The 26,876-nt window shown below is 69.0% G+C and carries 17 protein-coding genes; 9 read left to right on the forward strand and 8 right to left on the reverse strand.

Annotated features, from left to right (window positions below; genetic code table 11):
• Positions 1–35: 35 nt before the first annotated feature.
• Positions 36–866 carry a MerR family transcriptional regulator gene (locus OG892_RS23690; RefSeq protein ID WP_328865843.1) on the reverse strand — a complete coding sequence of 277 codons (831 nt, stop codon included), beginning with the start codon at positions 864–866 and terminating at the stop codon, positions 36–38.
• 113 nt (positions 867–979) lie between these two features.
• Here OG892_RS23690 and OG892_RS23695 point away from each other — a divergent pair, with 113 nt between their 5' ends.
• Complete coding sequence (locus OG892_RS23695) at positions 980–1,231, forward strand: RNA polymerase sigma factor (RefSeq protein WP_371630231.1); 252 nt, start codon at positions 980–982, stop codon at positions 1,229–1,231.
• A gap of 108 nt (positions 1,232–1,339) precedes the next feature.
• Here the strand turns inward: OG892_RS23695 and OG892_RS23700 are convergent, their stop codons facing one another.
• Positions 1,340–1,543 (reverse strand): cold-shock protein, encoded by a 204-nt coding sequence (locus OG892_RS23700; RefSeq protein ID WP_003967102.1) that lies wholly within the window; start codon positions 1,541–1,543, stop codon positions 1,340–1,342.
• A 399-nt stretch (positions 1,544–1,942) separates the two neighbouring features.
• Here OG892_RS23700 and OG892_RS23705 point away from each other — a divergent pair, with 399 nt between their 5' ends.
• The 4 genes from OG892_RS23705 to OG892_RS23720 all read left to right on the forward strand — a co-directional run bounded on the left by OG892_RS23705 (position 1,943) and on the right by OG892_RS23720 (position 6,932).
• The gene (locus OG892_RS23705) at positions 1,943–2,821 is read left to right on the forward strand and encodes a menaquinone biosynthetic enzyme MqnA/MqnD family protein (RefSeq protein WP_073732772.1); all 879 of its coding nucleotides are present in this window, start codon (positions 1,943–1,945) and stop codon (positions 2,819–2,821) included.
• 384 nt (positions 2,822–3,205) lie between these two features.
• Entirely contained in the window at positions 3,206–4,933 is a 1,728-nt protein-coding gene (locus OG892_RS23710; protein WP_371630232.1) for a serine/threonine-protein kinase, read from the forward strand.
• A gap of 72 nt (positions 4,934–5,005) precedes the next feature.
• Positions 5,006–6,205 (forward strand): cyclic dehypoxanthinyl futalosine synthase, encoded by a 1,200-nt coding sequence (gene mqnC, locus OG892_RS23715; protein ID WP_073732770.1) that lies wholly within the window; start codon positions 5,006–5,008, stop codon positions 6,203–6,205.
• 7 nt (positions 6,206–6,212) lie between these two features.
• Entirely contained in the window at positions 6,213–6,932 is a 720-nt protein-coding gene (locus OG892_RS23720; RefSeq protein WP_371630233.1) for a hypothetical protein, read from the forward strand.
• Positions 6,933–6,957: 25 nt separating this feature from the next.
• Here the strand turns inward: OG892_RS23720 and OG892_RS23725 are convergent, their stop codons facing one another.
• The 4 genes from OG892_RS23725 to OG892_RS23740 all read right to left on the reverse strand — a co-directional run bounded on the left by OG892_RS23725 (position 6,958) and on the right by OG892_RS23740 (position 10,324).
• Positions 6,958–7,659 carry a DUF3152 domain-containing protein gene (locus OG892_RS23725; RefSeq protein ID WP_107421654.1) on the reverse strand — a complete coding sequence of 234 codons (702 nt, stop codon included), beginning with the start codon at positions 7,657–7,659 and terminating at the stop codon, positions 6,958–6,960.
• A 157-nt stretch (positions 7,660–7,816) separates the two neighbouring features.
• Positions 7,817–8,680, reverse strand: a complete 864-nt coding sequence (locus tag OG892_RS23730; protein ID WP_371631674.1) for a DUF3152 domain-containing protein — start codon at positions 8,678–8,680, stop codon at positions 7,817–7,819.
• An 88-nt stretch (positions 8,681–8,768) separates the two neighbouring features.
• Complete coding sequence (locus OG892_RS23735; protein ID WP_371631675.1) at positions 8,769–9,794, reverse strand: hypothetical protein; 1,026 nt, start codon at positions 9,792–9,794, stop codon at positions 8,769–8,771.
• A 17-nt stretch (positions 9,795–9,811) separates the two neighbouring features.
• The gene (locus OG892_RS23740) at positions 9,812–10,324 is read right to left on the reverse strand and encodes a SigE family RNA polymerase sigma factor (protein WP_327338486.1); all 513 of its coding nucleotides are present in this window, start codon (positions 10,322–10,324) and stop codon (positions 9,812–9,814) included.
• A 247-nt stretch (positions 10,325–10,571) separates the two neighbouring features.
• On the opposite strand from OG892_RS23740, the gene OG892_RS23745 reads away from it, so the two are divergent.
• Positions 10,572–11,264 (forward strand): demethylmenaquinone methyltransferase, encoded by a 693-nt coding sequence (locus OG892_RS23745; protein WP_073733152.1) that lies wholly within the window; start codon positions 10,572–10,574, stop codon positions 11,262–11,264.
• Positions 11,265–11,386: 122 nt separating this feature from the next.
• Complete coding sequence (locus tag OG892_RS23750; RefSeq protein ID WP_073732767.1) at positions 11,387–12,670, forward strand: geranylgeranyl reductase family protein; 1,284 nt, start codon at positions 11,387–11,389, stop codon at positions 12,668–12,670.
• A gap of 29 nt (positions 12,671–12,699) precedes the next feature.
• Here the strand turns inward: OG892_RS23750 and OG892_RS23755 are convergent, their stop codons facing one another.
• Positions 12,700–15,219: an ATP-dependent Clp protease ATP-binding subunit gene (locus OG892_RS23755; protein ID WP_371630234.1), complete on the reverse strand. Its 2,520-nt coding sequence runs from the start codon at positions 15,217–15,219 to the stop codon at positions 12,700–12,702.
• Positions 15,220–15,455: 236 nt separating this feature from the next.
• On the opposite strand from OG892_RS23755, the gene OG892_RS23760 reads away from it, so the two are divergent.
• A complete protein-coding gene (locus tag OG892_RS23760) occupies positions 15,456–16,898 on the forward strand; it encodes an LLM class flavin-dependent oxidoreductase (protein WP_371630235.1) in 1,443 nt (480 codons plus the stop codon).
• Between the two features lie 163 nt (positions 16,899–17,061).
• Here the strand turns inward: OG892_RS23760 and OG892_RS23765 are convergent, their stop codons facing one another.
• A complete protein-coding gene (locus OG892_RS23765) occupies positions 17,062–20,214 on the reverse strand; it encodes an FG-GAP-like repeat-containing protein (protein WP_328865833.1) in 3,153 nt (1,050 codons plus the stop codon).
• 579 nt (positions 20,215–20,793) lie between these two features.
• Between OG892_RS23765 and OG892_RS23770 the strand changes: the two genes are divergently transcribed.
• A complete protein-coding gene (locus OG892_RS23770) occupies positions 20,794–26,739 on the forward strand; it encodes an RHS repeat-associated core domain-containing protein (RefSeq protein WP_328865832.1) in 5,946 nt (1,981 codons plus the stop codon).
• The last annotated feature ends 137 nt before the right edge of the window (positions 26,740–26,876 follow it).

Genomic DNA, 26,876 nt, shown 5'->3' on the forward strand with positions numbered 1-26,876 from the left:
CCGCCCGTATGAAGGGCGGCCCCACCCTCAGGGCGTCAGGCTCCCCCGACGACCGGCTCCTGGAGCTCCGTCACCCACTGCGACTCGTCCTGCGGGCACTCCAGGGTGACCTCGCGGGCGTACCCCGCCGACCGGTAGCCGGAGCCGTCGATCCAGCGGGCCAGGGTCTGGGACGTCGGCAGCACGCCGTCCATCGCGCCCCGGTGGATGACGGTCGCCGCCTCGAACGGGGGCAGCTCGACCACCGTGATCCCGGTGTCACCCAGCGGCCCCGGCGGCGCGGAGACCGTCACCCCGGCATGGACGACGACCGCGCCGCCGCCCTCCGGGGCGTCCTCGTAGCGCGCGATGCCGGGGCCCGCCGGGGAGACCCCGGCCCGCTCCAGCAGCGGGAACAGCTGCTCGTACAGGGGGCGGATCACCGGAGTGATGTCCTGCGGTCCGTAGCCCGCGGCCACCCCGGTCAGCTCCGCGACCCGTACCGCCGCGATGTTCCTGACCACCACATCGTCCACTGGCATGTGTCCCTCGCTCTCGATCGACCGGAGCCTCGCCTCGACCTGGGCCAGCCGTGCCGCCGCCGCGGCCACCGCCTCCGACAGTTCCGAGCGCCGCAGCCGGAGCATCCCGCGCAGCTCCTTTGGACCCACCTCCTCGTCGAGGACGGCCCGCACCTGCTGGAGCGTGAAGCCGAGATCCTTGAGGGCGATGATCCGGTTGAGCCGGGCGAGCTGGCCGCCGCCGTAGTAGCGGTAGCCGGTGTCGGGGTCGGTACTGTCGGGGGGCAGCAGCCCGATCGCGTCGTAATGACGCAGCATCCGGGCCGACACCCGCCCGTGGCGGGCGAAGTCTCCGATGGTGAACATGATGTCTCCCAGTGCACGGCCTCACACGGTGTCAAGGTCAAGCATCGCGTGGCCCCGGCACGGGTGTGACGCAGGCCACCGGAACCTGCCGCCCGCCGGGGGCAGGACATGACGTGGAGCATTCCCTGAGAGCCCGGATACGGGCAGGCGACCCGGACGCGTTCGGCGGCCTCTTCGACGACCACGCGCAGACGGTGTTCCGGTACGCGGTCCGCTCGACCGGCGACCGGGCCGGCGCAGAGGACATCGTGTCGCTCACCTTCCTGGAGGACGGCGAGCTGGGCAAGAAGGGCACCGTCACCGAGATGCAGGCCGTGCTCGACCGAGGAGTCGTGGACAGCCGCGACGAGACGCCCAAGAAGTAGACCTCAAGGAGCAGGGCACACAGGCAGGAGCCCCGTTCCTCCGCCGAGGCGGGGGAGCGGGGCTCCTTGGGTACTGCGTTACCGGCCGCGATCGGCCGACCCGGGCAACTAGGCCGGGGTGACGTTCTCAGCCTGCGGACCCTTGGGTCCCTGAGTGACGTCGAAGTTCACGACCTGGTTCTCCTCGAGGGAGCGGAACCCGGACGCGTTGATCGCGGAGTAATGGACGAAGACATCCGGGCCGCCGCCGTCCTGGGCGATGAAGCCGAAGCCCTTTTCAGCGTTGAACCACTTGACGGTTCCGGTAGCCATAAGCCCTCCTTGGGCCAAAGGGTTGCCCTGCTCCAGAACCTGCAAAGAAGTCTGAAAACTACAAAAGCCTGCGGGTTACATGCTCCGCAGGCTCTGTACTGCAAGGGAAACCAAACTGCAACTTGGCGTTGAGCCTAGCACGCAGGATGTGCGGAAGGGTAGAGGGAAAGATCACGTGACTCGAATGTTTGATTGCCGTGCGCACGAGCGGTCCGGGACCCTCTTCGAGCAGGGCCGGGAGCCCTTGGGAGAGCACTCTTCGGAGCCCTCTCCGACGCCCTCTCCGACTGGGTCGAAGGACGGGTTCGACACCATTCCGGCACCCCCCGGGAGAGGGATCGCGCGGCGCCGCGCGCCCCCGGTGGGGCTGTCGGGGACCGACAGGTCTAGCCTCGCGATGTGGACAATTCAACCGTCTCAACCGTCGCAGGCGACGACCGTCGCAACCGGCCGCGCGTCGGCCACATCCAGTTCCTCAACTGCCTTCCCCTCTACTGGGGGCTGGCACGGACCGGGACCCTGCTCGACCTGGAGCTCTCGAAGGACACCCCGGAGAAGCTCAGCGAGCAGCTGATCAGGGGCGATCTGGACATCGGCCCCATCACCCTCGTGGAGTTCCTCCGCAACGCCGACGACCTGGTCGCCTTCCCCGACATCGCGGTCGGCTGCGACGGGCCCGTCATGTCGTGCGTGATCGTGTCGCAGCGCCCCCTGGAGGACCTCGACCGGGCCCGGGTGGCGCTCGGCTCGACCTCCCGCACCTCCGTACGGCTGGCGCAGCTGCTGCTCGCCGAGCGGTACGGGGTGACCCCGGACTACTACACCTGCCCGCCCGACCTCGGCGTGATGATGCAGGAGGCGGACGCCGCCGTCCTCATCGGTGACGCCGCGCTGCGTGCCAACCTGCACGACGCCCCCCGCCTCGGCCTCCAGGTCCACGACCTGGGCGCGATGTGGAAGGAGTGGACGGGGCTGCCGTTCGTCTTCGCCGTATGGGCCGCCCGCAAGGACTACCTGGCGGCCGAGCCCACCGCGGTGCGGAAGGTCCACGAGGCGTTCCTGGCCTCGCGGGACGTCTCCCTGGAGGAGGTCACCAAGGTCGCGGAGCAGGCCGCACGCTGGGAGGCCTTCGACGCGGAGGTCCTGGAGCGCTACTTCACGACCCTCGACTTCCGCTTCGGCTCCGCGCAGCTGGCCGGCGTCCAGGAGTTCGCCCGCCGGACCGGCCCGACGACCGGCTTCGCCGCGGACGTGAACGTGGAGCTGCTCGGCGGCTGAGCGCACGCGAGGGCGGTACGCGACTACTGCACGCGACGGGTAGGTGGAATGCATCATTCCACCTACCCGTCGTCCTTTCCGTGTTCCCGCCTTCCCGCCTCCTGCCTTCCCGCCCTTCCTGCGGGATGTTCCCGAGGGATATCGATTCGAGTGAATACGCGTTGAATGGCCGATTAGTGGGAAGCGTCGGGAGTGCGCCCCGGTGGCTTCCGTCAATCGGTCCCTCACCCGGGAACGACACATTCGCTCTCTTTTCTTGTGATGAATGGCGCCGTTCGTTCCCTCGGGGGCGATATCGGCGGATGGTTTGCCTGGGACCGCATGACCTTCGGCTCTAGGCTTCGGTCGGAGGTCCGGGCCGGTGTCCACAGGGGGAGTCCGCATATGCAGCCGCTGGAAGCCGGCGAACCGCTGAGCATCGGTGCCTACCGGCTGATCGGCAGACTCGGTGCCGGCGGCATGGGGCGCGTCTACCTGGGACGCAGCGCCGGCGGCCGCACCGTCGCGGTCAAGGTGGTCCATCCGCACTTCGCGCTCGACGAGCAGTTCCGCGCCCGGTTCCGGCGCGAGGTGGACGCGGCGCGGCGGATCGGCGCCCAGTGGACCGCGCCCGTCCTGGACGCCGATCCCGACGCCCCCGTCCCGTGGGTGGCGACCGGTTACGTGGCCGGGCCCCCGCTCTCCGCCGCGGTCACCGAGCACGGCCCGCTGCCCGAACAGGCGGTACGCACCCTGGGCGCGGGGCTGGCCGAGGCGCTCGGCGCGGTCCATGAACAGGGCCTGATTCACCGGGACGTGAAGCCCTCCAACGTGCTGCTCGCCCTCGACGGTCCCCGGCTGATCGACTTCGGCATCGCCAGGGCCATCGACGCCACCGCCTCGCTCACCTCCACCGGGGTCTCGGTCGGCTCGCCCGGCTACATGGCGCCGGAGCAGATCAGGGGCCAGGAGATCTCGGGCGCCGCCGACGTCTTCTCACTGGGTGCGGTGCTCGCGTACGCGGCCACCGGTGCCGCGCCCTTCCTCGGCGACTCGTCCGCCGTACTGCTCTACAAGGTGGTGCACGAGGAGCCGGAGCTGGGCGATCTGGAGGGCGAGCTGCGCGAGGTCGTCGCCTCCTGCCTGGCGAAGGACCCGGCGCACCGGCCCAGCCCGGCCCGGCTCGCGGACCGGCTGGCCCCCGGCGGCGCGGCGGCCCGGGTGGCGGCGGGCTGGCTGCCCGGCCCCCTGGTGCGCGAGGTCAGCCGCTCCGCGGTCGCGCTGCTGGACCTGGAACCGCAGGACGCCCCGGTGCAGTCGGGGCCGGTGCCGTTCACCAACGCCTCGCACGGGTTCGACGGGGGCCCCGCCCTCGGGGTGTTCGGCCCGCCCGTCGAACCGGCGGCCCACCTGACCGGACCGGGTACGAGCCCTCCGCCGTACCCGCCCGCCCCGGGGACGGACGGGGTGCCGGGGCAGCGCGCGCCCGACCCCCGGTTCACCGTCAGCGTGAGCGCCGATTCCCGGCCGGACGAGCAGCGCCGGGGGCGCAGGCTGAGCTGCACCGTCGCGCTCGCGGTGGCCGGTGCGCTCGCCGCGGTGACCGTGGGCAGCGCCTACGTCTTCGACCTGATGCCGGGCGGTGGCGGCCGCGACACCGCGGAGCACGGAGGCACCGGCCGCACCCCGGGCGCCACCGCCTCGCCCGGACCGACCCGCCCCGGGGACAGTGCGGCGACCCCGGGCGGCCAGGTCGGTGAGGTGCCGAAGAGCTTCATCGGCACCTGGGAGGGACCGCTCACCGAGAAGACGACCGGTCAGCCGCACGGCAGGCTCAGTGTGGTGATCAGGAAGGGGAAGAAGGGCGCCGACGTGGTCCGCACGAGCACGACGCTCTCCGCCCTCGGCGTCCAGGTCAGCTGTCACAGCATCGCGTCCTTCACCTCCGGCACCGACAAGGAGCTGACGTTCCGGGAGCGAGCCGATCCGGCACGCCCCGGCACGGCGGGCCTGTGCACGACCACGACCACGGACATCCACTTCACCCGTGTCGGCGACGACACCCTCCGCTTCCGGTCCGACGAGCGGGGCGCCGGGCTCCCCTACGGCACGCTCAACCGGTCCGGCGGCTGACCTGCGCCGGGGCTGGCGTACGCTGAACCGGTCCGTAGATCCGTTGAAAAACCGCCGAAAGGTGACAGCCCGGTGACCGAGAAGGCCGACCTCCAGCCCATCCTCGACCGAGCCGCCGAAGGCGGGCGGATCACTCCGGCGGAGGCACTCGACCTCTACCGCTCCGCCCCGCTGCACGCGCTGGGCGCGGCCGCCGACGCCGTACGCCGACGCCGTTACGCCGGTACGGAGCACATCGCGACGTACATCATCGAGCGCAACATCAACTACACGAACGTGTGCGTGACGGCGTGCAAGTTCTGCGCGTTCTACGCCGCGCCCAAGGACACCGCCAAGGGCTGGTCCCGCGACCTCGACGACATCCTGCGCCGGTGCGCGGAGACCGTGGAGCTGGGCGGCACCCAGATCATGTTCCAGGGCGGGCACCACCCGGACTACGGCGTGGAGTACTACGAGGAGCACTTCTCCGCGATCAAGAAGGCGTTCCCGCAGCTGGTCATCCACTCGCTCGGCGCCTCCGAGATCGAGCACATGGCCCGGATCTCGAAGGTCTCCGCGGAAGAGGCCATCAGCCGCATCCACGCAGCCGGTCTCGACTCCTTCGCGGGCGCGGGCGCCGAGCTGCTGCCGGCCCGTCCGCGTACCGCGATCGCCCCGCTCAAGGAGTCCGGCGAGCGCTGGCTGGAGATCATGGAGATCGCCCACGGCCTCGGGGTCGAGTCGACCTCCACCATGCTGATGGGCACGGGCGAGACCAACGCCGAGCGCATCGAGCACCTGAGCATGATCCGCGACGTACAGGACCGCACCGGCGGCTTCCGCGCCTTCATCCCGTACACGTACCAGCCGGAGAACAACAAGCTGAAGGGCCAGACGCAGGCCACGCTCTTCGAGTACCTGCGGATCATCGCCATCGCCCGGCTCTTCCTGGACAACGTCGCGCACATCCAGGGCTCCTGGCTGACCACCGGCAAGGAGGTCGGCCAGCTGTCGCTGCACTACGGCGCGGACGACCTCGGCTCGATCATGCTGGAGGAGAACGTCGTCTCCTCCGCCGGAGCCAAGCACCGCTCCAACCGGCTGGAGATCATCGACCTGATCCGCAAGGCGGACCGGGTCCCGGCCCAGCGCGCCACCACGTACGAGCACCTCGTCGTCCACGACGACCCGGCGAACGACCCGGTCGACGAGCGCGTCGTCTCGCACATCTCGTCCACCGCGATCGAGGGCGGCACCGCCCACCCGGAGCTCAAGCTCCTGAACGCCAACTGACGCCGTCGTGCTGACCGTCCACGCCGCGCCGCTGGTCCTCCCGGTCGGCGCGGGCCCCGTCGAGCGGGGCGCGGTGGCGGTGGACGGGGACCGGATCGTCGCCCTCGGTCCGTACGAGGCGGTGGCCGCCGCTCATCCGGCGGCGCGCGTCCGGCAGTGGCCGGGCGTCATCGCCCCGGGCCTTCGGCAGCGGCACGCGGAGTGGCTGCTGACCCGCTGCTACCACCCCGACCCGCGCGAGGCGGACGAACTCGGCGTCGAACCGCTGTCGGGCGAGGCGTTCGCACGGCTGGCGCGGGAGCTGGACGCGACCCGGTGGGCGGGCAGCGTACGCCGGGGTCTCCAGCAGATGCTGCGGTACGGGACGACGCACCTCACCGGCCCGTTCCGCGACCCGGCCGTGCGGACCGCCGTGTCCCGTTCCGGTCTGGTGGAGGTCCTGGGGGGCGTCTCTCCGGTCGGGGTTCCGGGGGGCGTTTCTGAGAACGTTCCTCAGAGCGTTTCGGGGAGCGTTTCGGGGAGTGTTTCCATGGGCGGGGCGGCGGATCTCGATCCGCTCGCCGGGGGGCGTGACCTGCCGGGCGCCGTGCACGCCCCGCTCGTCACCGGCGCCCGCGCCGACTTCGCGGTGTTCGACGTACCGGACGAGGCCACGCTCCTCGCGGCGGGGGCGGGGTCCTGCGTGGTCACCGTTCTGGGCGGGCGGCTGGTGTACCGGCGGCGCTGAGCGCGTCGAGTGTGCGGCAGGAGTCTCACGCCACGGAGGGGCCACCCAGGTACTGGCCCTTGGCGTCATAGGGCCAGGCGTTGGCGACGCACCCCTTGAGTCCGTAGATCTGCTGCATCATGGCGGGGGCGGGGCGGCCCTTGCCGGGGCAGGTTTCGTGGCCGTGGCCGAGCCAGTGGCCGACTTCGTGGTTGATGATGAGGGCGCGGTACTCGGCCAGGGGCCCGTTGAACTCGGGTGAACCGGTCTGCCAGCGCTTGAGGTTGACCATGACGTCCACGCCGACGCGGCAGTTGACCTCGCCGTGCGTGTCCAGACCGCTCTTCCCGCAGATCCGGTCCGTGGTCCGGGGCGAGGCGATCCGTATGACCAGCCCCGCAGGGCCCTCGGCGACCTGGCGGAAGGTGTTCTCGCCGTGGTGCGACCAGCCCCGGGGCGCGGCCAGGATGCGGGCGACCACTGCGGCAGCCTTGTCCGGGTCCAGACCGGAGCCGTCCTCCACCTCGACCCGGTAGGCGTGGCCCCTGCCGGTGGTCGACGCGGCCGCGCGGGCGACGGTGAAGGAGGCGGCGGAGCCCGAGTCGCCGGGACCGCCCGCGCGCTCGTTCTTCCACCGGAGCCCCGCCACGGCGGCCGCCACCAGCAGGACCGGGACGACGCCCATGACGAGCAGCCGTTTCCGGCCACGCCCCCGCTGACCCTGCCGACGCACGTCCGATCCGGACATCCGCGCCCCTCCCCAGTGTTCCGGTGCTCGTACTCCCCTCTGTAATGACCGCTGATGGCGCGAATTGGTTCAGTCCACTCGCTTACGAAGCGGACAGGGCGGGTGGGTTGGGTGCCTCAGGAGTCACAGGCGCCACGCGTCACGCGTCACAGAAGACTCACGGCACGGAGGGTCCGCCCAGGTACTGGCCGTTGGTGTCGTAGGGCCAGGGGTTGGCGACACAGCCTTTGAGTCCGTAGATCTGCTGCATCATGGCGGGGGCGGGTCGGCCTTTGCCGGGGCAGGTTTCGTGGCCGTGGCCGAGCCAGTGGCCGACTTCGTGGTTGATGATGAGGGCGCGGTATTCGGCCAGGGGTCCGTTGAATTCGGGTGAACCGGTCTGCCAGCGCTTGAGGTTGACCATGACATCGACACCGACGCGGCAGTTGACCTCACCATGGGTGTTGAGCCCGCTGTTCCCGCAGATCCTGTCGACGGTCGCCGCCGTGGCGATCCGGACGACCAGCCCCGCAGGGCCCTTCGTGACCTGGTGGAACGTATGCTCTCCGCCGTGCGCCCAGCCACGTGGCGCGGCGAGGAACCCGGCGATCTGGGTGGCGGCCGCGTCCGGGTCGACGCCGGTGCCGTCCTCCACCTCGACCCGGTAGGCGTTGCCACCGCCCGAGGTCGCGCCCGCCCGCGCGACCGTGAAGGTGCCGGGGCCGTGGGAGGGGATGGCGGGATGGTCACCGCCCTTGGTGCCGGATTTGGATGTGGAGTCGGTGTCGGAGCTCGGCTTTGTCTTCGGGCTCACCTTCGGCTTGGCACGCGCCTTCGGTCTGGTGCTCGCCCCGCCCTTCGAACCGGAACCGGTCGGGGCGTCATCGGCATACGACTTATCGCCGGAACCGGAACCGGAACCGGAATTGGCTGATGCGGACGCGGCTGCGGCAGCCGACGGATCGTCCCCGCCGGACCACAGCGGCGAGGCGGCCACCGCGATGCAGATCACGGCCGTCGGCACGAGGACCGCGACCAGCAGCCGTATCCGGCTGCGGCGGCGACGGTCCTGCCGTGAGCGCCGCCGGGCCCCCCGGCCGCCCCGTCGCTGTCCCTGCTGTCTCCGTACCTCAGCCGACACGATCCGCGTACTCCTTCGATTCCATGGGGTGTGCCGCCGCGTACTTCACGAGCTCCAGGAACCGGGAGTCCCCCGCGACGGCGAGCAGTTGATCGGCGGTGACGGGTGACGGCCCCCCTGTGCCGTCGTCACCGCCGACCGAGAGGACGACCGCGCTGTCGCCGTACGTGAAGCGGACGAGGGTGCTCGCGGCGGCCGGTGACCCGTCCGGGCCGGCGGCCGACGTCACGGCCTGGGCCTCGATCCCGCCGGGAAGCATCGCCCGCTTGCAGCGCAGCAGGCCGCCCGGGTACTGGCGGCAGGGCGCTTCCTGCGGAGCGACACTCCGGTCGCTCCCGGGGCGCACCGAGAGGACGACCGGGTAGATCTCGCTGCCGACCCCGGCCTGGTACTGGCTGACGGCGAGGTCCACCGGGTGGACCGGGCCCACCTTCCGCGGCAGCAACTCCCCGAGCACCAGAGCGGCAAGCCGCTGGAACCTCTGCTGCCGTTTCCGTTCCGCGGCCGGCAGATCGGCCATGGACGACTGGCCGGGGGAAGGCTGGATGTGGACGGTGGACGGTTCCGGCGCAACCGTGGACACGGGCGGCGCCGGGGCCGACGCCGCCCCTGAGGGCGCGTCCGACGACACGGGCGACGGCACGTCCGTCGGGGCGTTCGTCGGGACGTTCTCCGGGGCCGGCGTCGGCGCGATGCCCGTGGGCCGCGAGGCGGCGGACCACGTCCGGGCGGGTTCCGTACCGCCGCTGCCGTTCCCGTTCCACAGGGGCAGGACGGCGCCGAGTGCGCCGAGCGCCACCACACCCGTCACCACCGCCCCGATGGTCGCGCGGGCCCGGGTGCGGCGCCGGTGGCCCTGGACCAGGGCGGCGGGCACCAGGTCCGGCAGGGTCGGCGCACCGTCGGTCGCCTGCTCCATGGCCGCCCTGATCAACAGGGTCTCGGCCACCTCTGCCTCCGGGGCGGCCTCGGCCCCCTCCTCCGCGGCCCGGCCGGGAAAGCGGTCAGAAGACATGTCCACGACGGTTCTCCTCAGCTTCGGGTGGTGTAGAGGTGTGCGTCGCCCAGCCGCGTACGCAGGGTGGCGAGCGCGCGCGAGCACTGGCTCTTCACGGTGGACGGGCTGCACCGCAGCAGTTCGGCCACGGTCTCCACGCTCAGGTCCTCCCAGTAGCGCAGCACGACCATCGCCCGTGCGCGGGGCGGCAGTTCGGACAGCGCGGCCAGCAGCGTGACCGTCAGTTCGGGACCGACCGCCGGTGCGTGCGCGGCGATCGGCGTATGGGCACGGAAGTCGCGCAGCCGCCGGCGGCGCTCGGCGATGTAGGTGCGGGTCAGCACGGTCCTGGCGTAGGCGTCCGGGTGGTGGGCGGCGCTCACCCGGTGCCAGTGCTGGAACAGCTTGGCCAGCGTCGTCTGAGTCAGATCACGGGCCGCCTCCGCGTCGCCGCACAGCAGGTACGCGGTGCGGTACAGCCGGCGCTGGCTCGCCCGCGCGAACTCCTCGAAGCTGTTGTCGGCGTCCCGGCCGGTCCCCGCGCTCATCCGGCCCCCTTCACGGTCCGTCGGTGGTCTCTCCTCCTGTTACTGAGAGCGCACGGGCCGGAAAGGTTGAAGCCAAATTCAAACCCGCGTCCGAATCCGGGGCAGGACGGGGCGAAGCGGGGCGAGGCCTCAGCAGGCCGGTTACGGGACGCCCGCCGTGCTGGACACCGCGTCGCCGCCCCCGCGCCCCGGCCCCGACGGCGGGCCCGCCCCCTCGCTCCCCGGGCGGACTGCTTGAATGGGAGGCGTGACCCGAGCCTCCCTGGACAAGCAGCCGCACGAAGTCGCCTCGATGTTCGACGACGTGGCGGCGAACTACGACCTGACCAATGACGTGCTCTCGCTCGGCCAGGCCCGGCTGTGGCGCAAGGAGGTCGCCAAGGCGGTCCACGCCCGCCCCGCGGAGAAGGTCCTCGACCTGGCCGCCGGGACCGCGACGTCCTCGCTGCCGTTCGCCGCGACCGGGGCGTACGTCGTGCCGTGCGACTTCTCCATCGGCATGCTCCAGGAAGGCAAGAAGCGCAACTCCTGGCTGCCGTTCACGGCGGGCGACGCGACGCGGCTGCCGTTCCGGGACGAGACGTTCGACGCGGTCACCATCTCCTTCGGGCTGCGCAACGTCCAGGACACGGACGCGGCGCTGAGCGAGCTGTACCGGGTGACCAAGCCGGGCGGCCGGGTCGTCATCTGCGAGTTCTCCCAGCCGGTCTGGACACCGTTCCGGACCGTCTACACCGAGTACCTGATGCGGGCGCTGCCACCGGTCGCGCGCGCGGTGTCGTCCAACCCCGACGCGTACGTCTACCTCGCCGAGTCGATCCGCGCCTGGCCCGACCAGGCAGGGCTCGCGGCGAAGCTCCAGCGGGCCGGCTGGTCGGACGTCGCCTGGCGCAACCTCACCGGCGGCGTGGTCGCGCTGCACCGGGGCGTCCGCGCCTGAGCGCCGCACCGGGCGCGGCCGACATGGGGGAGCCCTTCGGGAGGTTGATCAGCGGGCCCCCATAGACTGCACGGGCCATGTGCCGCGCGGCACGCGATTTCGAGTCTTCGGGAGATCCGACCGTGACCGAGCCCCTGTCCGAACACAGCGCGGATGTGATCGTCGTCGGGGCAGGCCCAGCCGGCTCCACGACCGCGTACTACCTCGCCAAGGCGGGCCTGGACGTCCTCCTCCTGGAGAAGACCGCCTTCCCCCGCGAGAAGGTCTGCGGCGACGGCCTCACCCCGCGCGCCACCAAGCAGCTCGTCTCCATGGGCATCGACATCTCCGAAGAGGCCGGCTGGCTCCGGAACAAGGGCCTGCGCATCATCGGCGGCGGCGTCCGGCTCCAGCTGGACTGGCCGGATCTCGCCTCCTACCCGGACTACGGGCTGGTCCGCAAGCGCGACGACTTCGACGAGCAGCTGGCCCGCCAGGCGCAGAAGGGCGGCGCCCGGCTGTACGAGCGCTGCAACGTCGGCGCCCCGATCACCGACCCCCGCACCGGCCGGATCACCGGCGTGCACGCGAAGCTCGGCGAGGAGAAGACCCCGGTCACCTTCCACGCCCCGCTCGTCGTCGCCGCCGACGGCAACTCCACCCGGCTCTCACTCGCGATGGGCCTGCACCGCCGCGAGGACCGCCCGATGGGCGTCGCGGTCCGTACGTACTTCACCTCGCCCCGTCACGACGACGACTACCTGGAGTCCTGGCTGGAACTCTGGGACCGCCGGGGCACGGAGGACCGCCTGCTGCCCGGCTACGGCTGGATCTTCGGCATGGGCGACGGCACCTCCAACGTCGGCCTCGGCATCCTCAACTCCTCGGCCGCCTTCAAGGAGCTGGACTGGCGCGAGGTCCTCAAGGCGTGGTGCGCGTCGATGCCGGAGGACTGGGGCTACACCCCGGACAACATGACGATGCCGATCCGCGGCGCCGCCCTCCCGATGGCGTTCAACCGCCAGCCGCACTACACCAAGGGCCTGCTGCTCGTCGGTGACGCGGGCGGCATGGTCAACCCGTTCAACGGCGAAGGCATCGCGTACGCCATGGAGTCGGGCCAGATCGCGGCGGACGTCATCGTGCAGGCCCATGCCCGCGCGACCCCGGCCCAGCGCGAACTGGCCCTGAACAACTACCCGAAGGTGCTCAAGGAGACCTACGGCGGCTACTACACGATGGGCCGCGCCTTCGTGAAGCTGATCGGCAACCCGAAGGTCATGAAGGTCGCCACCCAGCGCGGCCTGACGCACCCGCTGCTGATGAAGTTCACCCTCAAGATGCTCGCCAACCTCACCGACCCGACGGGCGGCGACGCGATGGACCGCATCATCAACGGCCTGACGAAGGTGGCGCCGCGTTCGTGACCGGGGGCTTCACGGATCCCGCGGCGTCGTCAGGAAGCTGCCTCCGCTTCCTCCACGGGTTCCTCCTCGGACCGGGCGGCGCCCTTGCGGACGGTGCAGTGGAGCGAGTTGTCCCGCACATCGGCGACGATCGTGTCGCCGGGGTCGCTCTCGCCGCTCAGCAGCAGTGAGGCGATGCGGTTGTCGAGCTCCGTCTGGATGGTGCGGCGCAGCGGGCGGGCACCGAACTCCGGCTGGTAGCCATGGGAGACCAGCAACTTCTTCGCCGCTTCGGTCACCTCCAGCGTCATGCCCTGCGCGTGGACGCGGTGCTTGCTCCGGTCCAGGAGGTGTTCGACGATCTCCGAGAGGTCTTCCTCGGTGAGGCTGTGGAAGATGATGATGTCGTCGATCCGGTTGAGGAACTCGGGCAGGAACCGTCCCCGCAGGTCGTCCATCAGCTCGTCCTTGAGTTCGGCGGCATCGCCCTTGTGGGCGAGGATGCGATGGGCGCCGATGTTGGACGTCATGATGACCACGCAGTGGCGGAAGTCGACCGTGCGCCCCTGGGCGTCCGTCAGTCGGCCGTCGTCCAGGATCTGCAGCAGCGTGTTGAACACGTCGGGGTGTGCCTTCTCCACCTCGTCGAACAGCACCACGCTGTACGGCTTGCGGCGAACCTTCTCGGTGAGCTGACCTGCCTCGTCGTAGCCGACGTACCCGGGAGGCGCGCCGACGAGCCGGGCAACGGTGTGCTTCTCCTGGAACTCGCTCATGTCGAACCGGATCATCCGGTCCGCGTCGCCGAAGAGCAGTTCGGCGAGCGTCTTGGCGAGTTCGGTCTTGCCCACGCCGGTGGGGCCCAGGAAGAGGAACGAGCCCACGGGCCGGTTCGGGTCGCCCATGCCCGCGCGATTGCGGCGCACGGCTTCGGAGACCGCGGTGACCGCCTCGTTCTGGCCGACGATCCTCTCGTGCATCTCCTCCTCCAGCCCGAGGAGCTTCTCCTTCTCGCTGGCGGTGAGCTGGGAGACCGGAATCCCCGTGCGGCGGGAGACGATATCCGCGATGTCGGAGGCGGTGACGGAGACGACGCCTTCGCGGCGCTCCTCGACGCCCGCGAGCTCGCCCTCCACCTCGGCGATCTGCCGCTTCAGGTCAGAGGCCCTGTCGAACTCCTCGCCGGCGACGGCCTGGTCCTTCTCGCGTCGCAGCTTCGCGAGGCGGTCCTCCCGGCTGACGACCTCGGTGGAACGGCCTGCGCTGCGCAGCCGTACCCGGGCACCCGCCTGGTCCATCAGGTCGATCGCCTTGTCCGGCAGGAACCGGTCGCTGATGTAGCGGTCGGACAGTTCCGCTGCCGCGGTCAGGGCTCCGTCGGCGAAGCGGACCTGGTGGTGCGCCTCGTACGCGTCGCGCAGCCCTTCGAGGATCTGCACCGTCTCCTCGACACTCGGTTCGGGGATGAGGACGGGCTGGAAGCGGCGTTCGAGAGCGGCGTCCTTCTCGATGTGCTTGCGGTACTCGTCGATCGTCGTCGCTCCCACCACGTGGAGCTCGCCGCGTGCGAGCGCGGGCTTGAGCATGTTGCCCGCGTCCATCGCCCCCTCGCCCGTCGCGCCCGCGCCGACGACCGTGTGCAGTTCGTCGATGAAGAGGATGATGTCGCCGCCGGCCTCCTGGACGTCCTCGATGACCTTCTTCAGCCGCTCCTCGAACTGGCCCCGGTACTGCGCACCGGCCACCATGCCGGACATGTCGAGGGAGACGACCCTCTTGCCCTTCAGGGACTCGGGCACTTCGCCGGCCACGATGCTCTGGGCCAGCCCCTCCACGATGGCGGTCTTCCCGACTCCGGGCTCACCGATGAGCACCGGGTTGTTCTTGGAGCGCCGCGAGAGGATCTCGATGGTCTGCTCGATCTCCTCGGCCCGGCCGACGACAGGGTCGAGCCGCCCCGCCTTCGCCTCCTCCGTGAGGTCCCGGCCGAATTCGTCCAGGGTCGTCGCGGGCTGCTTCCCGGCAGCGGGGGAACCGTCCGCCCGGTCCGCGTGACCCCGCAGCTTCTGGGTGTCCAGGTCCTGTGCGCGCAGGAACCGGTTGGCACCCGAGTCCGGGTCCTCCAGGAGTGCGGCGAGGATGTGCTCGGGGCCGATGTAGGACACGTCCGCCGCCTGCGAGCCGGCGTAGGCGGCCGCGAGCGTACGCTTCGCCGCCGGTGTGAGCCCGGGGGTCGCGGACGGTTCGCCCGCCTCCCGGGGCAACACCTCGGCGATCCGGGCCGCGAGCGCGTCGACGTCGACACCGGCCTGGGCGAGGAGGCTCCGCGCGGGGTCGACCTGAGTGGCCGCCCACAGGAGGTGTTCCGTGTCGAGGTCGGACGTCCCGTTCTCGGCCGCCTTCTGCGTGGCCAGGCCGAGAAGTTCGTGCGACGACTCCGTGAGGAGGCGGCCGATGGGCACCCGCTGCACAGCCGGTGGCGACGAGGCCGGTGACGTGCCGAAGAAGCGGTCGAGCATCTCACTGAAAGGGTCGGACGACCCGAAAGGTGAACCGAACGCCATCGACATGGCAACTCCTCGCGCGGTGAGAGCCCCTCCCACTCAAACCCGGTGCCCCGCCCTCCGCAACCTGAGGAAACGCCCGACTGAGGGAGCACAGCCAGGGACTGCCTCCTGGGTCTCCGTGAGATCGTCGCCGGCGGGCGGCGTCACGGCGGTCGGCGTCACGGCGGTCGGCGTGCGGGATGACGTGACCCGGGTGAGGCTGGGGGTCTGTGCCGCCCGCGGACCGTAGGAGCGCCCCGATGCCCGACCTCGGCCACGACCTCCTCTTCGGCTGTTTCGCGCCGCCCGAGGCGGCCCGCCGTAGTGCCTTCGTACGACTGGCCCAAGAGGCGGACCAGGCCGGACTCGACCTCCTCGGGGTGCAGGACCATCCGTACCAGCCGGCCTTCCTGGACACCTGGACGCTGCTGTCGCACCTGTCGTCGGTGACCCGCCGCATCAAGCTGGTCCCCGCGGTTGCGAATCTTCCGCTACGGCCCCCGGCCATGCTGGCCAGGAGCGTGGCGACACTGGACCTCCTCAGCGGCGGCCGGGTGGAACTGGGCCTGGGAGCAGGCGCGTTCTGGGACGCCATCGAGGCGATGGGTGGCACGCGCCGTACGCCCGGGGAGTCCGTGGCAGCGTTGGAGGAAGCCATCGGCGTGCTGCGCGCCTTGTGGACGGACGGCCCCGGCGTACGCCTGGAGGGCACCCACTACCGGCTCGCGGGCGCTCAACCCGGACCGCTGCCCGCCCACCCGGTCGGCATCTGGCTCGGCGTCTACGGTCCGCGCATGCTGCGGCTGACCGGGCGGCTCGCGGACGGCTGGCTCGGCAGCGCCTCCTACGCCCCGCCCGAGAAGCTCGCCGGTCTGATGCGCACCGTGGACGAGGGTGCGCGGGCGGCGGGACGGGAGCCGTCCGCCGTGCGCCGCGTCTACGTCGTCGACCCCTCGTTCACCACAGAGCAGCTGACGGAACTCGCTCTCACCCACGGCCTCAGCGGCTTCCTCCTGAACGTGAACGCGGACGGCACCGGCCCCCTGATGCGCTTCGCCGCGGAGGTGGCCCCAGCCGTACGCGAAGCGGTCGCCCAGGAACGCGGCACGACCGCCCCCGCCGCACTCCCGGACGACGCCCGGATCGAGCACCGACGGCTCGACCCCTCAGCACGCCCCGTCGCACCACCGCCGCACCCGGACCGCCCCGCCGCCGGCGCCGCCGGTGAGCGCGCCGCCCAGACCCTGGTACTGGTCCACGACAGCCTCCGCGAAGAACTGGCCCAGCTCCAGCACGCGGTCGGCGAGGTCCTGGCCGGGCGCGACAGCCCGGCCGCCGCCCGCTCGTTCCTCAACGCCATGACCATGCGCCAGAACTACTGGTCGCTGGGCGCCTTCTGCGCCTCGTACTGCCGGATCGTCACCCAGCACCACCTGCTGGAGGACGAGGTGATGTTCGGCAAGCTGCGCGATGCCCAGGAAGACCTCACGCCGGTGCTGACCCGCCTGGAAGAGGAACACGAGCTGATCGCCTCGTTGATCGCGCGCCTGGACGAGGTGCTGGTCGCGATGGTCCAGGACGCGTCCCGCCTGGAAGAGGTCCGCACCGTCCTCGACAGGCTCGCCGACTGCCTCCTCTCCCACCTCGCCTACGAGGAGGAACAGCTCCTGGACCCGATCGCCCGCCACAACGTCGTCGTTTGAACTCCCGCACGCGATGGCGATCCGGCGGCGCGCGTCGGGGCCGCTGCGCCCGCCTCTTTGCCTGGCACGAACCAGACAGGGCTGCGGGCCGCACCGGGATGGCGCGGCCCGCAGCCCGTCACGAGGCTGGTTCCGGCTCAGACCGGATCAGCTCAGTGCTGGTTCAGCTCAGTGCTTGGAAGTTGAGCCAGCCAGTGGTGCCGACCACGGTGGGTGTGCCGATGCCGGTGGAAGTGATGGAGGGGTAGAAGTAGAGGCCCTTGTCGGTGTCGTGGCTGGTGGTGAAGAGGTCGGGTTTGCCGTCCCCGTTGCTGTCACCCTCTGAAGTGATCAACGGGTGCGTCTTGGTGTCCCAGCCGCTGGCCTTGAGGTCGACGGTCGTGTGGCCGAGTCCCTCTCCGGCCGGCCCGGTGCCGGTGTAGAGGCGGAGCCGGCCGTCTGATTTCTGTCTGGCGACCATGTCGACCTTGCCGTCGCCGTTGACGTCGCCGGGAGCGACCATCTCGTAGTTGGCCCAGGCGCCGTCACCGATGAGGACGGGTTCGGTGACGTCATCGAGATAGAAACTGTCCGAGCCGTAGTAGAGCCACAGGTGGTCGCCTTCCTTGACCAGGATGTCGGTGTGGCCGGGCACGTCGGGCGTGCCGTCGGCGTCGACGTCGAGCGGACCGTCGACATCACCGATGGCCAGGATCTGGTCAGCGTTCTTCCAGTGGTTGTTCTCAGGGCTGTATACGTCGAGGGGCACCCGGTCGAAGCTGCATTCCCGGGAAGCGCCGTCGGCCTCCTCACCTCGTGCGGTGCACGCGTAGCCGAGGCCGTTGTTGGGGTAGACGTACAGGTTTTTCGTGCCGTCCGCACCGGGCTGGGCGGCGATGAGGTCTTCGTAGCCGTCGTCGGTCCAGTCCCCGCGATGGGTGATGGAGGCGCCGTTGAAGCTCGTGTCACTGGCCTCGGTGTAGGGGGCGTACTGGCCGTTGCCCTGGCCCGGGTAGAACCACAGAGTCCCGTCGGCGCGGATGCCGTACATGTCGGTGTTGCCGTCCCCGTTGAGGTCACCGGGTTTGTCGGTGATGCCGGGGCTGTTGGCATAGAAGATGTACGCGCTTCGGTCGGAGACGTTGCCGGCTCTGTCGATGCTGTTCACGTAGAGCGTGTGGTTGCCGGCCGCGAGTGGGCGGAGCTTGACGTTGACGGACCCGCCCTGCACCGAGGGGCTGACGGTGACCTTCTTGCTGTTCCAGTCGGTCCAGTACTCGTACTTGGTGACGTCGGCGACCCCGCCGCTGCTGAGGGTAAACGTGCCCTCGACGCGGGCATTTCCGGTGACGGCGGGCCAGCCGTCCGAGCCGTCGGGGAACTGCACGGATTTCACGCCGGGTGGGGTGGATGGCCGGGTGGGGTCGAAGACGAAGCGGCAGCCGGGTTTGCCGGTGGCCGGCACCCAGGCGGAGGACAGTGAGGCGTCCTCGGTCTGCGCCTTCCAGGAAAAGTTTCCGTTGGCCTTGGACAGATAGGGCGTGAGCTGGGCCTTCGTGACCTTGAGTTTGGCGACGGTTCCGGAGGTGGTGGAGACCGTCTTGTTCACGATGAGCACCCCCTTCGGGTCATCGACGGGGTGGTGGCCGGTGGCCCACAGATTGAACCGGACTTTGACCGTCCCGCCGTTCGGGTCCGACCCCTTGGCCGTGAGGTACAGGTCGGTGTTGCCGATCAGCCCGTAGGGGGCGCTGTTGCCGCAGCCGGCGCTGTTCTTGGTGGACGGAATGGTGTCCAAGCCGCTGGGAACGTTCGGGCGGGTGTTGTACGTGGTCGAGAGCAGAGCCGACTTGGCGTCGAACTTCTTCCAACCGAAGACGTCTGTCTCGCTACCTGCCTTGAGAGCAAGAGTGATGGTGTTCCAGTGCCCCTTGGCGGCGTCCTTGGCGGCGGGGGTGGTGTCGAAAGCGAGCTTGCCAGCAGGGCAGTCGGACCCCCAGCCCTTCGAGTCCGTGACCGTGTCCAGGGTGCGGATCTTCGTGGGCTGGTGGTTCCATGTGGTGGCCGAGCTCATGTACTCGGTGTGCCACAGCTCGATCGGCTTCTTGGTGCACGACCAGGACCAGGTGTTCTTGATGGTGAACTTGGAGCTGGAGATCACCTTGTCGGTGGACCACAGGTTGCCTGTATTCATGCGGAAGTAAGAGCGGGCCAGGCCGTTTGTCTTGTTTTCGTAGCCGGCCCGGGCAGTCGTAGTGCCGCCGCCGAAGTTCGCTCCGTTGTAGTAGGAACTCGTGGGGTTCGTCTTGTAGGCGATGGTCCAGGCATACCGGGAACCGGAGACCGAAGGGTCCAGCAGGACGGGGTACTGAGTGTCCTCACCCGTCAGCAAATCCTGATTCGGCGTGAGGGTCAGCTTTCCATCTGCCACTGCCGCTTCCATGGAGGCTTGCTGGGCCCCATGGCCCGGCTCGAACTCGTCCGTCGGCGGCGGGGGGCCCACGTCCTCACTGGTAGCTGCCGTTCGTGCCTGGGGCGCGTCGGAGGTTCCGCTGTCCCACATCAGCGGGCTGGGTGCGGTGAAGACCTCTTGACCGGCCGGGTTCACAGCGGTGAGGTTGCCGTACTCATCCGTGCTCGCTTCCACCCCGTCAGTGTCCAGGCCGAAGTGGATCTGTTTCAGTGCCGGATCAGCCGCAGCCTGGGGCGTCTTGACGACGAGCAGGCTGGTGAATCCGGCGGGCCCGGCGCGGAGCTTGAGGTCCACATCCGTCAGAACGTTTGCGAAGGTCACGGTGTCCCCGTCGACCTGTGCACTGGGCAACGGCTGGGGCCAGCTCCACGACATGCTGCGGCCGTCGCGCACGATTGTCGCCAGAGGGCCGTCCCCACCGCTGGAGAACCGTACGGCTGTCTCGGTGGCCTTGGGGGACAGCGTCCCGTCAGGGTTGGCCTCCAAGTGCGTGTCGATCGGTACGAGCTTGTTGTCCTGCCTGGCGAACTGGGGCAATACGTAAGCGTCCTGAGTAAATGACCCATCCGGGTTGGCGAACACCTGCGACGTCTCGGTGCGTCGCGAAAGCACCTCGGCGGGCTGGCCGGTATCGACTGCCGCAGCCAGGGCGCTGTCGTCGGCCCCCAGTTGCCGTGCCGACTGTCCGGCGGATCGGCTGTCGTTTGCTGTTGCAGCGGCCGACGCTGTCTGTTGCGGCAGGAACACCGCGATCGCCGCTACCGCTGCTGTAGCGGCGATCGCACCTCTTGACGCCATTCGTTTGGGCTTTTGTCCGCAAAGTTCCATTAAAGAAGTCCCCTCCCAGGTCTGATCGATTCGCACACTAGAGCGTGATCGGCTGGTGAAGGGTGTGGTTTTTTGATGAGCTATGGCGGAGAGTCACGGCAGTGCCAAATTTGGCTTAATCAAGGCTTATGAAATCGGGCAATTAGTTCTATGTTGCATCGAAATGAGCTCCACGGACTCTCAAGATCGGCTTGAATCAACCAGAGATGTGCAGACATTGAGTGAGTTACGTGTGTGCGGACTGCTACCTTCCGTGCCCAACTGTGTTTCTTACATCGAACAGTTGGGGGAGTTCAGCGCATGTACTTGGGTGGGGGCGTCGACACGAGACGCATGGGGCGGCGGGTGCGGCTGATAGCCGTCGCGCTGATCGCGTTCCTCTTTGCGAGTTTGCTGGCCGGACCTGTTGTGGCCGCCGCCGAGCTGCAGCTGCTGAAGTTGCCGAAGTCCGACCCCGTACCCACGTCCGAAGTGAAGAAACAGCCGGATCCGAAGCCCGACCGGGCGCTCCAGCATCCTTGGAAGCAGCCTCGGGTCACGTGGCCGAAGGCGGGCACCGCCACTGCAGAGCTTCGCCGGACCGGTCCCCTCAAGGCAGGTTCCCTGCCCGTACGTGTGGGCCCAGCTGCAGGCGCTGCCGGTAAGGCCAACGCGACGACGAAGCCGACGGGACCCGAGCGGGTCCAGGTGCAGGTACTCGACCGCGCCGCCACCCAGAAGCTGGGCGTCGACGGGGTCGTGCTCGCGCTGAGGCCCACGGATGGGGCCCAGGGCGTGGTGGACGTCCAGGTCGACTATTCCGGTTTCCGCAATGCCTACGGTGGCGACTGGGCCTCCCGCCTGACCCTGCGGAAGCTGCCTGACTGCGCTGCGAAGACCCCGGGCCAGAAGGGCTGTGCTGTTGGCCGGACGCTGCCCACGAGCAACGACACCAAGGCCGGCTCCCTGACGACGCGGCTGACTCTCCCCACGGCCGCACCCATGCTCGCCGCTGCGGACAATGCATCGATTCCGGCGCCCGTCACCACGCACGGCCAGGAACTCTCGCTGGCCGAGGGGACGGTTCTCCTCGCTGCGACGGCGGCCGAGTCGGGACCGTCCGGCAGCTTCAAGGCGACGTCCCTCGCCCCGTCCGCCTCGTGGGCTGCCGGGGGTTCGAACGGCGCGTTCTCGTGGAACTACCCGATCGGTGTCCCTGATGTGCCTGGCGAGACGGCGCCGGACCTGAAGCTGAGCTACTCCTCGCAGTCGGTTGACGGGCGCACCGCGTCGACGAACAACCAGGCCAACAGCATCGGCGACGGCTGGTCGATGGAGCCGGGCTACATCGAGCGTCAGTACATCTCGTGCGCGGACGACACCAAGAACAGCAACACCACCGCCAAGGTCGGTGACCTGTGCTGGAAGAAGGACAACGCCGTCATCAACCTCGGCGGCCAGTCCAACAGCCTCATCAAGGACACGGTTTCGGGCGAGTGGCACCTGGAGAGCGACGACGGCACCAAGGCCGTCAAGCTGACCGACACGGCCCTAGCCAACGGGGACAACGACGGCGAGCACTGGCGCGTCACCACCCCTGACGGAACCATCTACTACTTCGGCTACAACCGGCCCGAGGGCTGGGCCACGGGGAAGGCCGAGACCAACTCGACCTGGACCGTTCCGGTCTACGGCAACCAGACTGGAGAGCCGTGCCACGCCACGGCGTTCAAGGACTCCTGGTGCCAGCAGGCGTGGCGCTGGAACCTGGACGCGGTTGTCGACCCGCACGGCGATGCCATGACGTATTACTGGGACAAGGAAACCAACTACTACGGTCGCAACGTCAACCCGTCCACCGGTGACTCCACTGCCACCGTCTACGACCGCGGTGGTTCCCTCAAGCGCATCGAGTACGGCCTGCGCTCCACCAATTTCTACGAGAAGCCGGCGGCCAAGGTCGACTTCACGACCTCCGAGCGTTGCCTGAGCGACTGCGGAACCTTCGACAAGGCTCACGCGAAGAACTGGCCGGACGTTCCCTTCGACCGCTACTGCGCCTCGGGCACCCAGTGCAAGGACCGGTACTCCCCGTCCTTCTGGAGCCGTAAGCGCATCACCAAGATCGATACCTCGGTGCGGGTCGGCAGCGCGTACAAGCCGGTCGACACCTGGGCCCTGACTCAGGAGTTCCCGAGCACCGGCGATGGCAGTGACCCCGCCCTGTGGCTTGCGTCCCTCACGCGTACCGGGCACACCGGCACCGGCGACGTCACCCTGCCGGCCGTCGGCTTCAAGGGCCTGACGCTCCCCAACCGCGTCGAGGGCGCGACCACCGGCGGTGATCCGGACCCTGTCCCGGCGATGTGGCGGTACCGCGTCTACGGCATCACCACGGAGACCGGGGGAACCCTCGGCATCACGTATTCACCGGCCGACTGCAAGGCCGGCGACGTGCCGTCCCCGACGTCCAACACGCGACGCTGCTACCCCGTGAAGTGGTCGCCGCCCGACGCGCCCGCCGCGAACTACGAGCCGTATCTGGACTGGTTCCACTCCTATGTCGTCACCCAGATCCTGGAGACGGACAACACCGGTGGCGCTCCGGCCAAGCAGACGGACTACAGCTACCTGGACGGTATGGGCTGGGCCAAGTCCAAGGACGACGAGTTCACCACCGCCAAGCATCTGACCTACAGCGACCGCAAGGGCTACGGGCGGGTTCAGGTACGCACCGGCGCGGCCCCCGACCAGCGGACACTGAAGGAATACCGCTACTTCAGGGGCATCGACGGCGCAGCCGTCAAGGACCACGAGGGCGTCGCTGTCACCGACAAGGAGGCCTTCGCGGGGATGACCCGCGAAGAGGCCACCTACAACGGTGACGGTGGCAAGCTGGAGACGGCAACGAGCTTCGAGCCATGGCTGTCCGCCGCCACGGCCACGGAGACCCGGGCCGAGGGCCTCCCCGCGCTCAAGGCGTATGCCACCGGTGGGGGAAGCGAGCAGACGCGCACGGCTGTAGGGGCCGGATGGCGCACCACTCAGGTCCAGCGGACCTTCGACGCCGTGGGCCAGATCCTCACGGAGTCGGAACTCGGGGACACCGCGAAGACGGGCGACGAGCAATGCACCACCACGACCTACGCCCGCAACGCAACGGCCAACATCCTCACGCTCGTCTCCGAAGCCAAGACCGTGGCCCGCGCGTGCGGTACCACCCCCACCCTGCCCAATGACCTGATCTCGGCACAGCGGAACTACTACGACGGTGCGACCAGCCTCACCACCGCACCCGTCAAGGGCGATGTGACCCGCCTGGACGAACAGGACGCCAAGGGCACCGGCTATCTCACCACTGCCACGCACACCTACGACCAGCACGGCCGCGAGAAGACCGCGACCGACGCGCTGAAGAACACCACCACCACCGCATACACCCCGGCCACCACCGAAGCCCCCACTTCGATCAAGGTGACCAACGCGTTGAAGCACGAATCCACCACGACCTACGAGCCGGCCCGCGGCGTCGCCACCGCGGAGGTGGATGCCAACGGGAAGCGCACCGAGGCGGTCCATGACGGCCTCGGCCGCGTGCTGAAGGTGTGGGAGCCGGGATGGGCCAAGGCCGATCACGCCGACAAGCCCTCCGCCCAGTACAGCTACACGATCTCCAAGACCGCTGCCAACGCCGTCGCCACCAGCACGTTGAAGCAGAACGGCGACTACCGCACCACCTACGCGCTGTTCGACGGGCTGCTGCGCGAACGCCAGACGCAGGCACCGGCCAGCGGTACCCAGGACCGCATCATGACCGAGACGATGTACGACACCCGTGGCTGGGCCTGGCAGTCGTACGCCGCCTATTACACGACCGGGCTTCCCTCGGCGAAGCTTGCGTCCACCACGGTGAACAAGGTCCCGGCCGCGACACAGAACCTGTTCGATGGCACAGGACGGATCACCGACTCGCTGTCGGTCAAGTACGGAGACGAGCAGTGGCGCACCAAGACGGCCTTCGGCGGTGACCGGACCACGGTGATCCCGCCGAAGGGCGGAACCGCTTCAACCACGGTGACCGACGCCCGTGGCCGCACGACCGAACTCCTCCAGTACACCGACGCAGCACGGACGTCCTCACAGAAGACCACGTACACGTACGGGAAGTACGACGAACCGAAGTCGGTCAGCGACCCCGACGGCAATGTCTGGAGCTACACCTTCGACAGCCGTGGCCAGAAGACCGTGGTCGACGACCCGGACCAGGGCGAGGTCCACAACACGTACGACGCCGCCGGTCGCGTCACGGCTGTGTCCAACGACCGTCACATCACTCTGACCACGGAGTACGACAAGCTCGGACGCAAGACCGGCGTCAAGCAGGGCGACACCGCACTGTCGAAGTGGACGTACGACACGCTGGCCAAGGGGCAGCTCACCAGTAGCACGCGCTACGTGGACGGCGCGGCGTACACCACCGCGATCGGAGCCTTCGACGACCGCTACCAGCCCACGTCCACCACCACCACGGTTCCCTCCGCGGCCGGGGGACTGGCGGGCACGTACACCTGGACCTACGGCTACAAGCCCGAGACCGGCGCTTTGCTCTGGACGTTGAACCCCGCTGTCGGGAACATTCCCGCCGACCGCGTCACCACCAACTACAACAGCGACGACCTGCCCTTCCGGGTCAGTGGCGGACTTGGCGTCCTGGTCTCCAACACGACCTACGACGCGTTCTCCCGCTCCCAGCGACTTGAGTACGGAGCCACGCTGGGCAAGAAGGTCTACAAGTCCCAGATCTACGACGAGCACACCGGCCGCGTGACGCGGCAGATCACCGACCGGGACATCGCACCACAGCGCGTGGACGACACCTCGTACTCCTACGACCCCGCCGGTAACGTCACAGGAGTGACATCGGTCAGCGGTCAGGACGCGCAGAAGTCCACCGATACCCAGTGCTTCAAGAACGATCCCCTGGGCCGGCTGACCGAGGCATGGACCGCGAAGACGGACTGCACCACCACCCCCTCGAAGTCCACGGTCGGAGGCCCGGACGCCTACTGGCAGAGCTACGGCTACGACGCGCTGGGCAACCGCACCGAGCAGACCGAACACGCCGCCACGACCACCGGCACGGACGCGACCACCACCTACACCCACCCCGCGCCCGGTACGGGCCTGCCCCACGGTGTGCAGCAGGCCACGGTCAACGGCGGCCCGGACAACGGCCGCACCAGCACCTTCGAGTACGACGAGACGGGCAACACCACCAAGCGCACCGTCGGCACCACCACCCAGAACCTGACCTGGGACCCGGAGGGCCACCTCGCCACGCTCACCGAGGCCGGCAAGACCAGCAGTTACCTCTACGACGCCGACGGCAACCGGCTCATCACCAAGAACGCCGACGGCTCCAGCACCCTCACCCTGCCCGACGGCGACCAGCTCGACCTGGCCGCGAACGGCACCAAAACCGGTACCCGCTACTACACGCACAACGGAGAAACAGTCGCGGTCCGCACCGGCGGAACCATCTCCTACCTCATCAGCGACCACCAAGGCACGGCGATGAGCGCCATCGCTGTCGGCACCCTCGCCATCACCCGAAGAAAACAACTCCCCTTCGGTCAGCTCAGATCCGCACAGTCAACGGCCTTCGGAACCCGCGGCTTCGTCGGCGGAACCAACGACCCCACCGGCCTCACCCACCTCGGCGCCCGCGAATACGACCCCACCCTCGGCCGCTTCCTCAGCGTCGACCCCATCATCGACACCGCTGACCCGGCCCAGATGAACGCGTACAGCTACGCCCACAACAGCCCCCTCACAAAGTCCGACCCGGACGGCCTCCGCCCGGACGGCCCGGCCGGCGGCGCTTCATACAACGACGACCGCTGGGCGGCCGACCGCGGAATGAACGCGGGGTACACCTACAAGAGCGGAAAGTGGGTCTGGCACCAGACACCCAAGTCCTGGTTCGATCCCCGCTACCAGGCGTACGTAGCAAACCCGAGCAGCTACAAGGTCTACCACTACAACGCGGCCGCAGTGGTTGCTGCCAGAGCCGCACAAGCGGCAGCGTCGGCTGTCGCCAGAGCCAAGGCACAAGCAGCAGCGCAGGCCAGAGCCGAGGCCGAACGTCGCAAGAGGGATGGTGTCCTTGTGAGCGTCCTCAAGGGAAACTACGGAACGGCGTGGAGCAAGTCCAAGCCAGCCGTGCATGGCGCCATAGGGAAGATCAACAACCTGCAGAGTCATCTGGCTGGTGCCACCTACGAGACTCTGGCACGCGTGTCTGGGGCCAAATGTTTTGAGAAGCAGGGCCTGACGGTGTGCCAGACAGCGCAACCCTTGTACGGACGTGGAGGGACGAACGTCGGAGGCACTTACGTCACAGGATTTGAAAAAGCGTACGTCGAAGATGATCGGCTGGATCACGAAAGCGTGCACACGAAGCAGTGGGAAAAATCGGGATTCCTCTTCATGCCGAAATACTTCATGGCTGGAACTGACCCCTGCCACAACAGGTATGAGATCGATGCCGGTCTAGGGAAGGGCGGGTACCTCCCATGCTGAGAAGGTCAGGAAGAGCGTCAATCGCGACACTGCTTCTCCTCGCCGCTGGCCTAGCCTCTTGCAAGGGGCCCTCTCCAAGCTCCCTGAGGTTCGGGTACCGATGGGACGATCACGGGAACGTCGTGATCGCCTACCCC

The organism is Streptomyces sp. NBC_00341, from assembly GCF_041435055.1.
GTDB lineage: Bacteria > Actinomycetota > Actinomycetes > Streptomycetales > Streptomycetaceae > Streptomyces.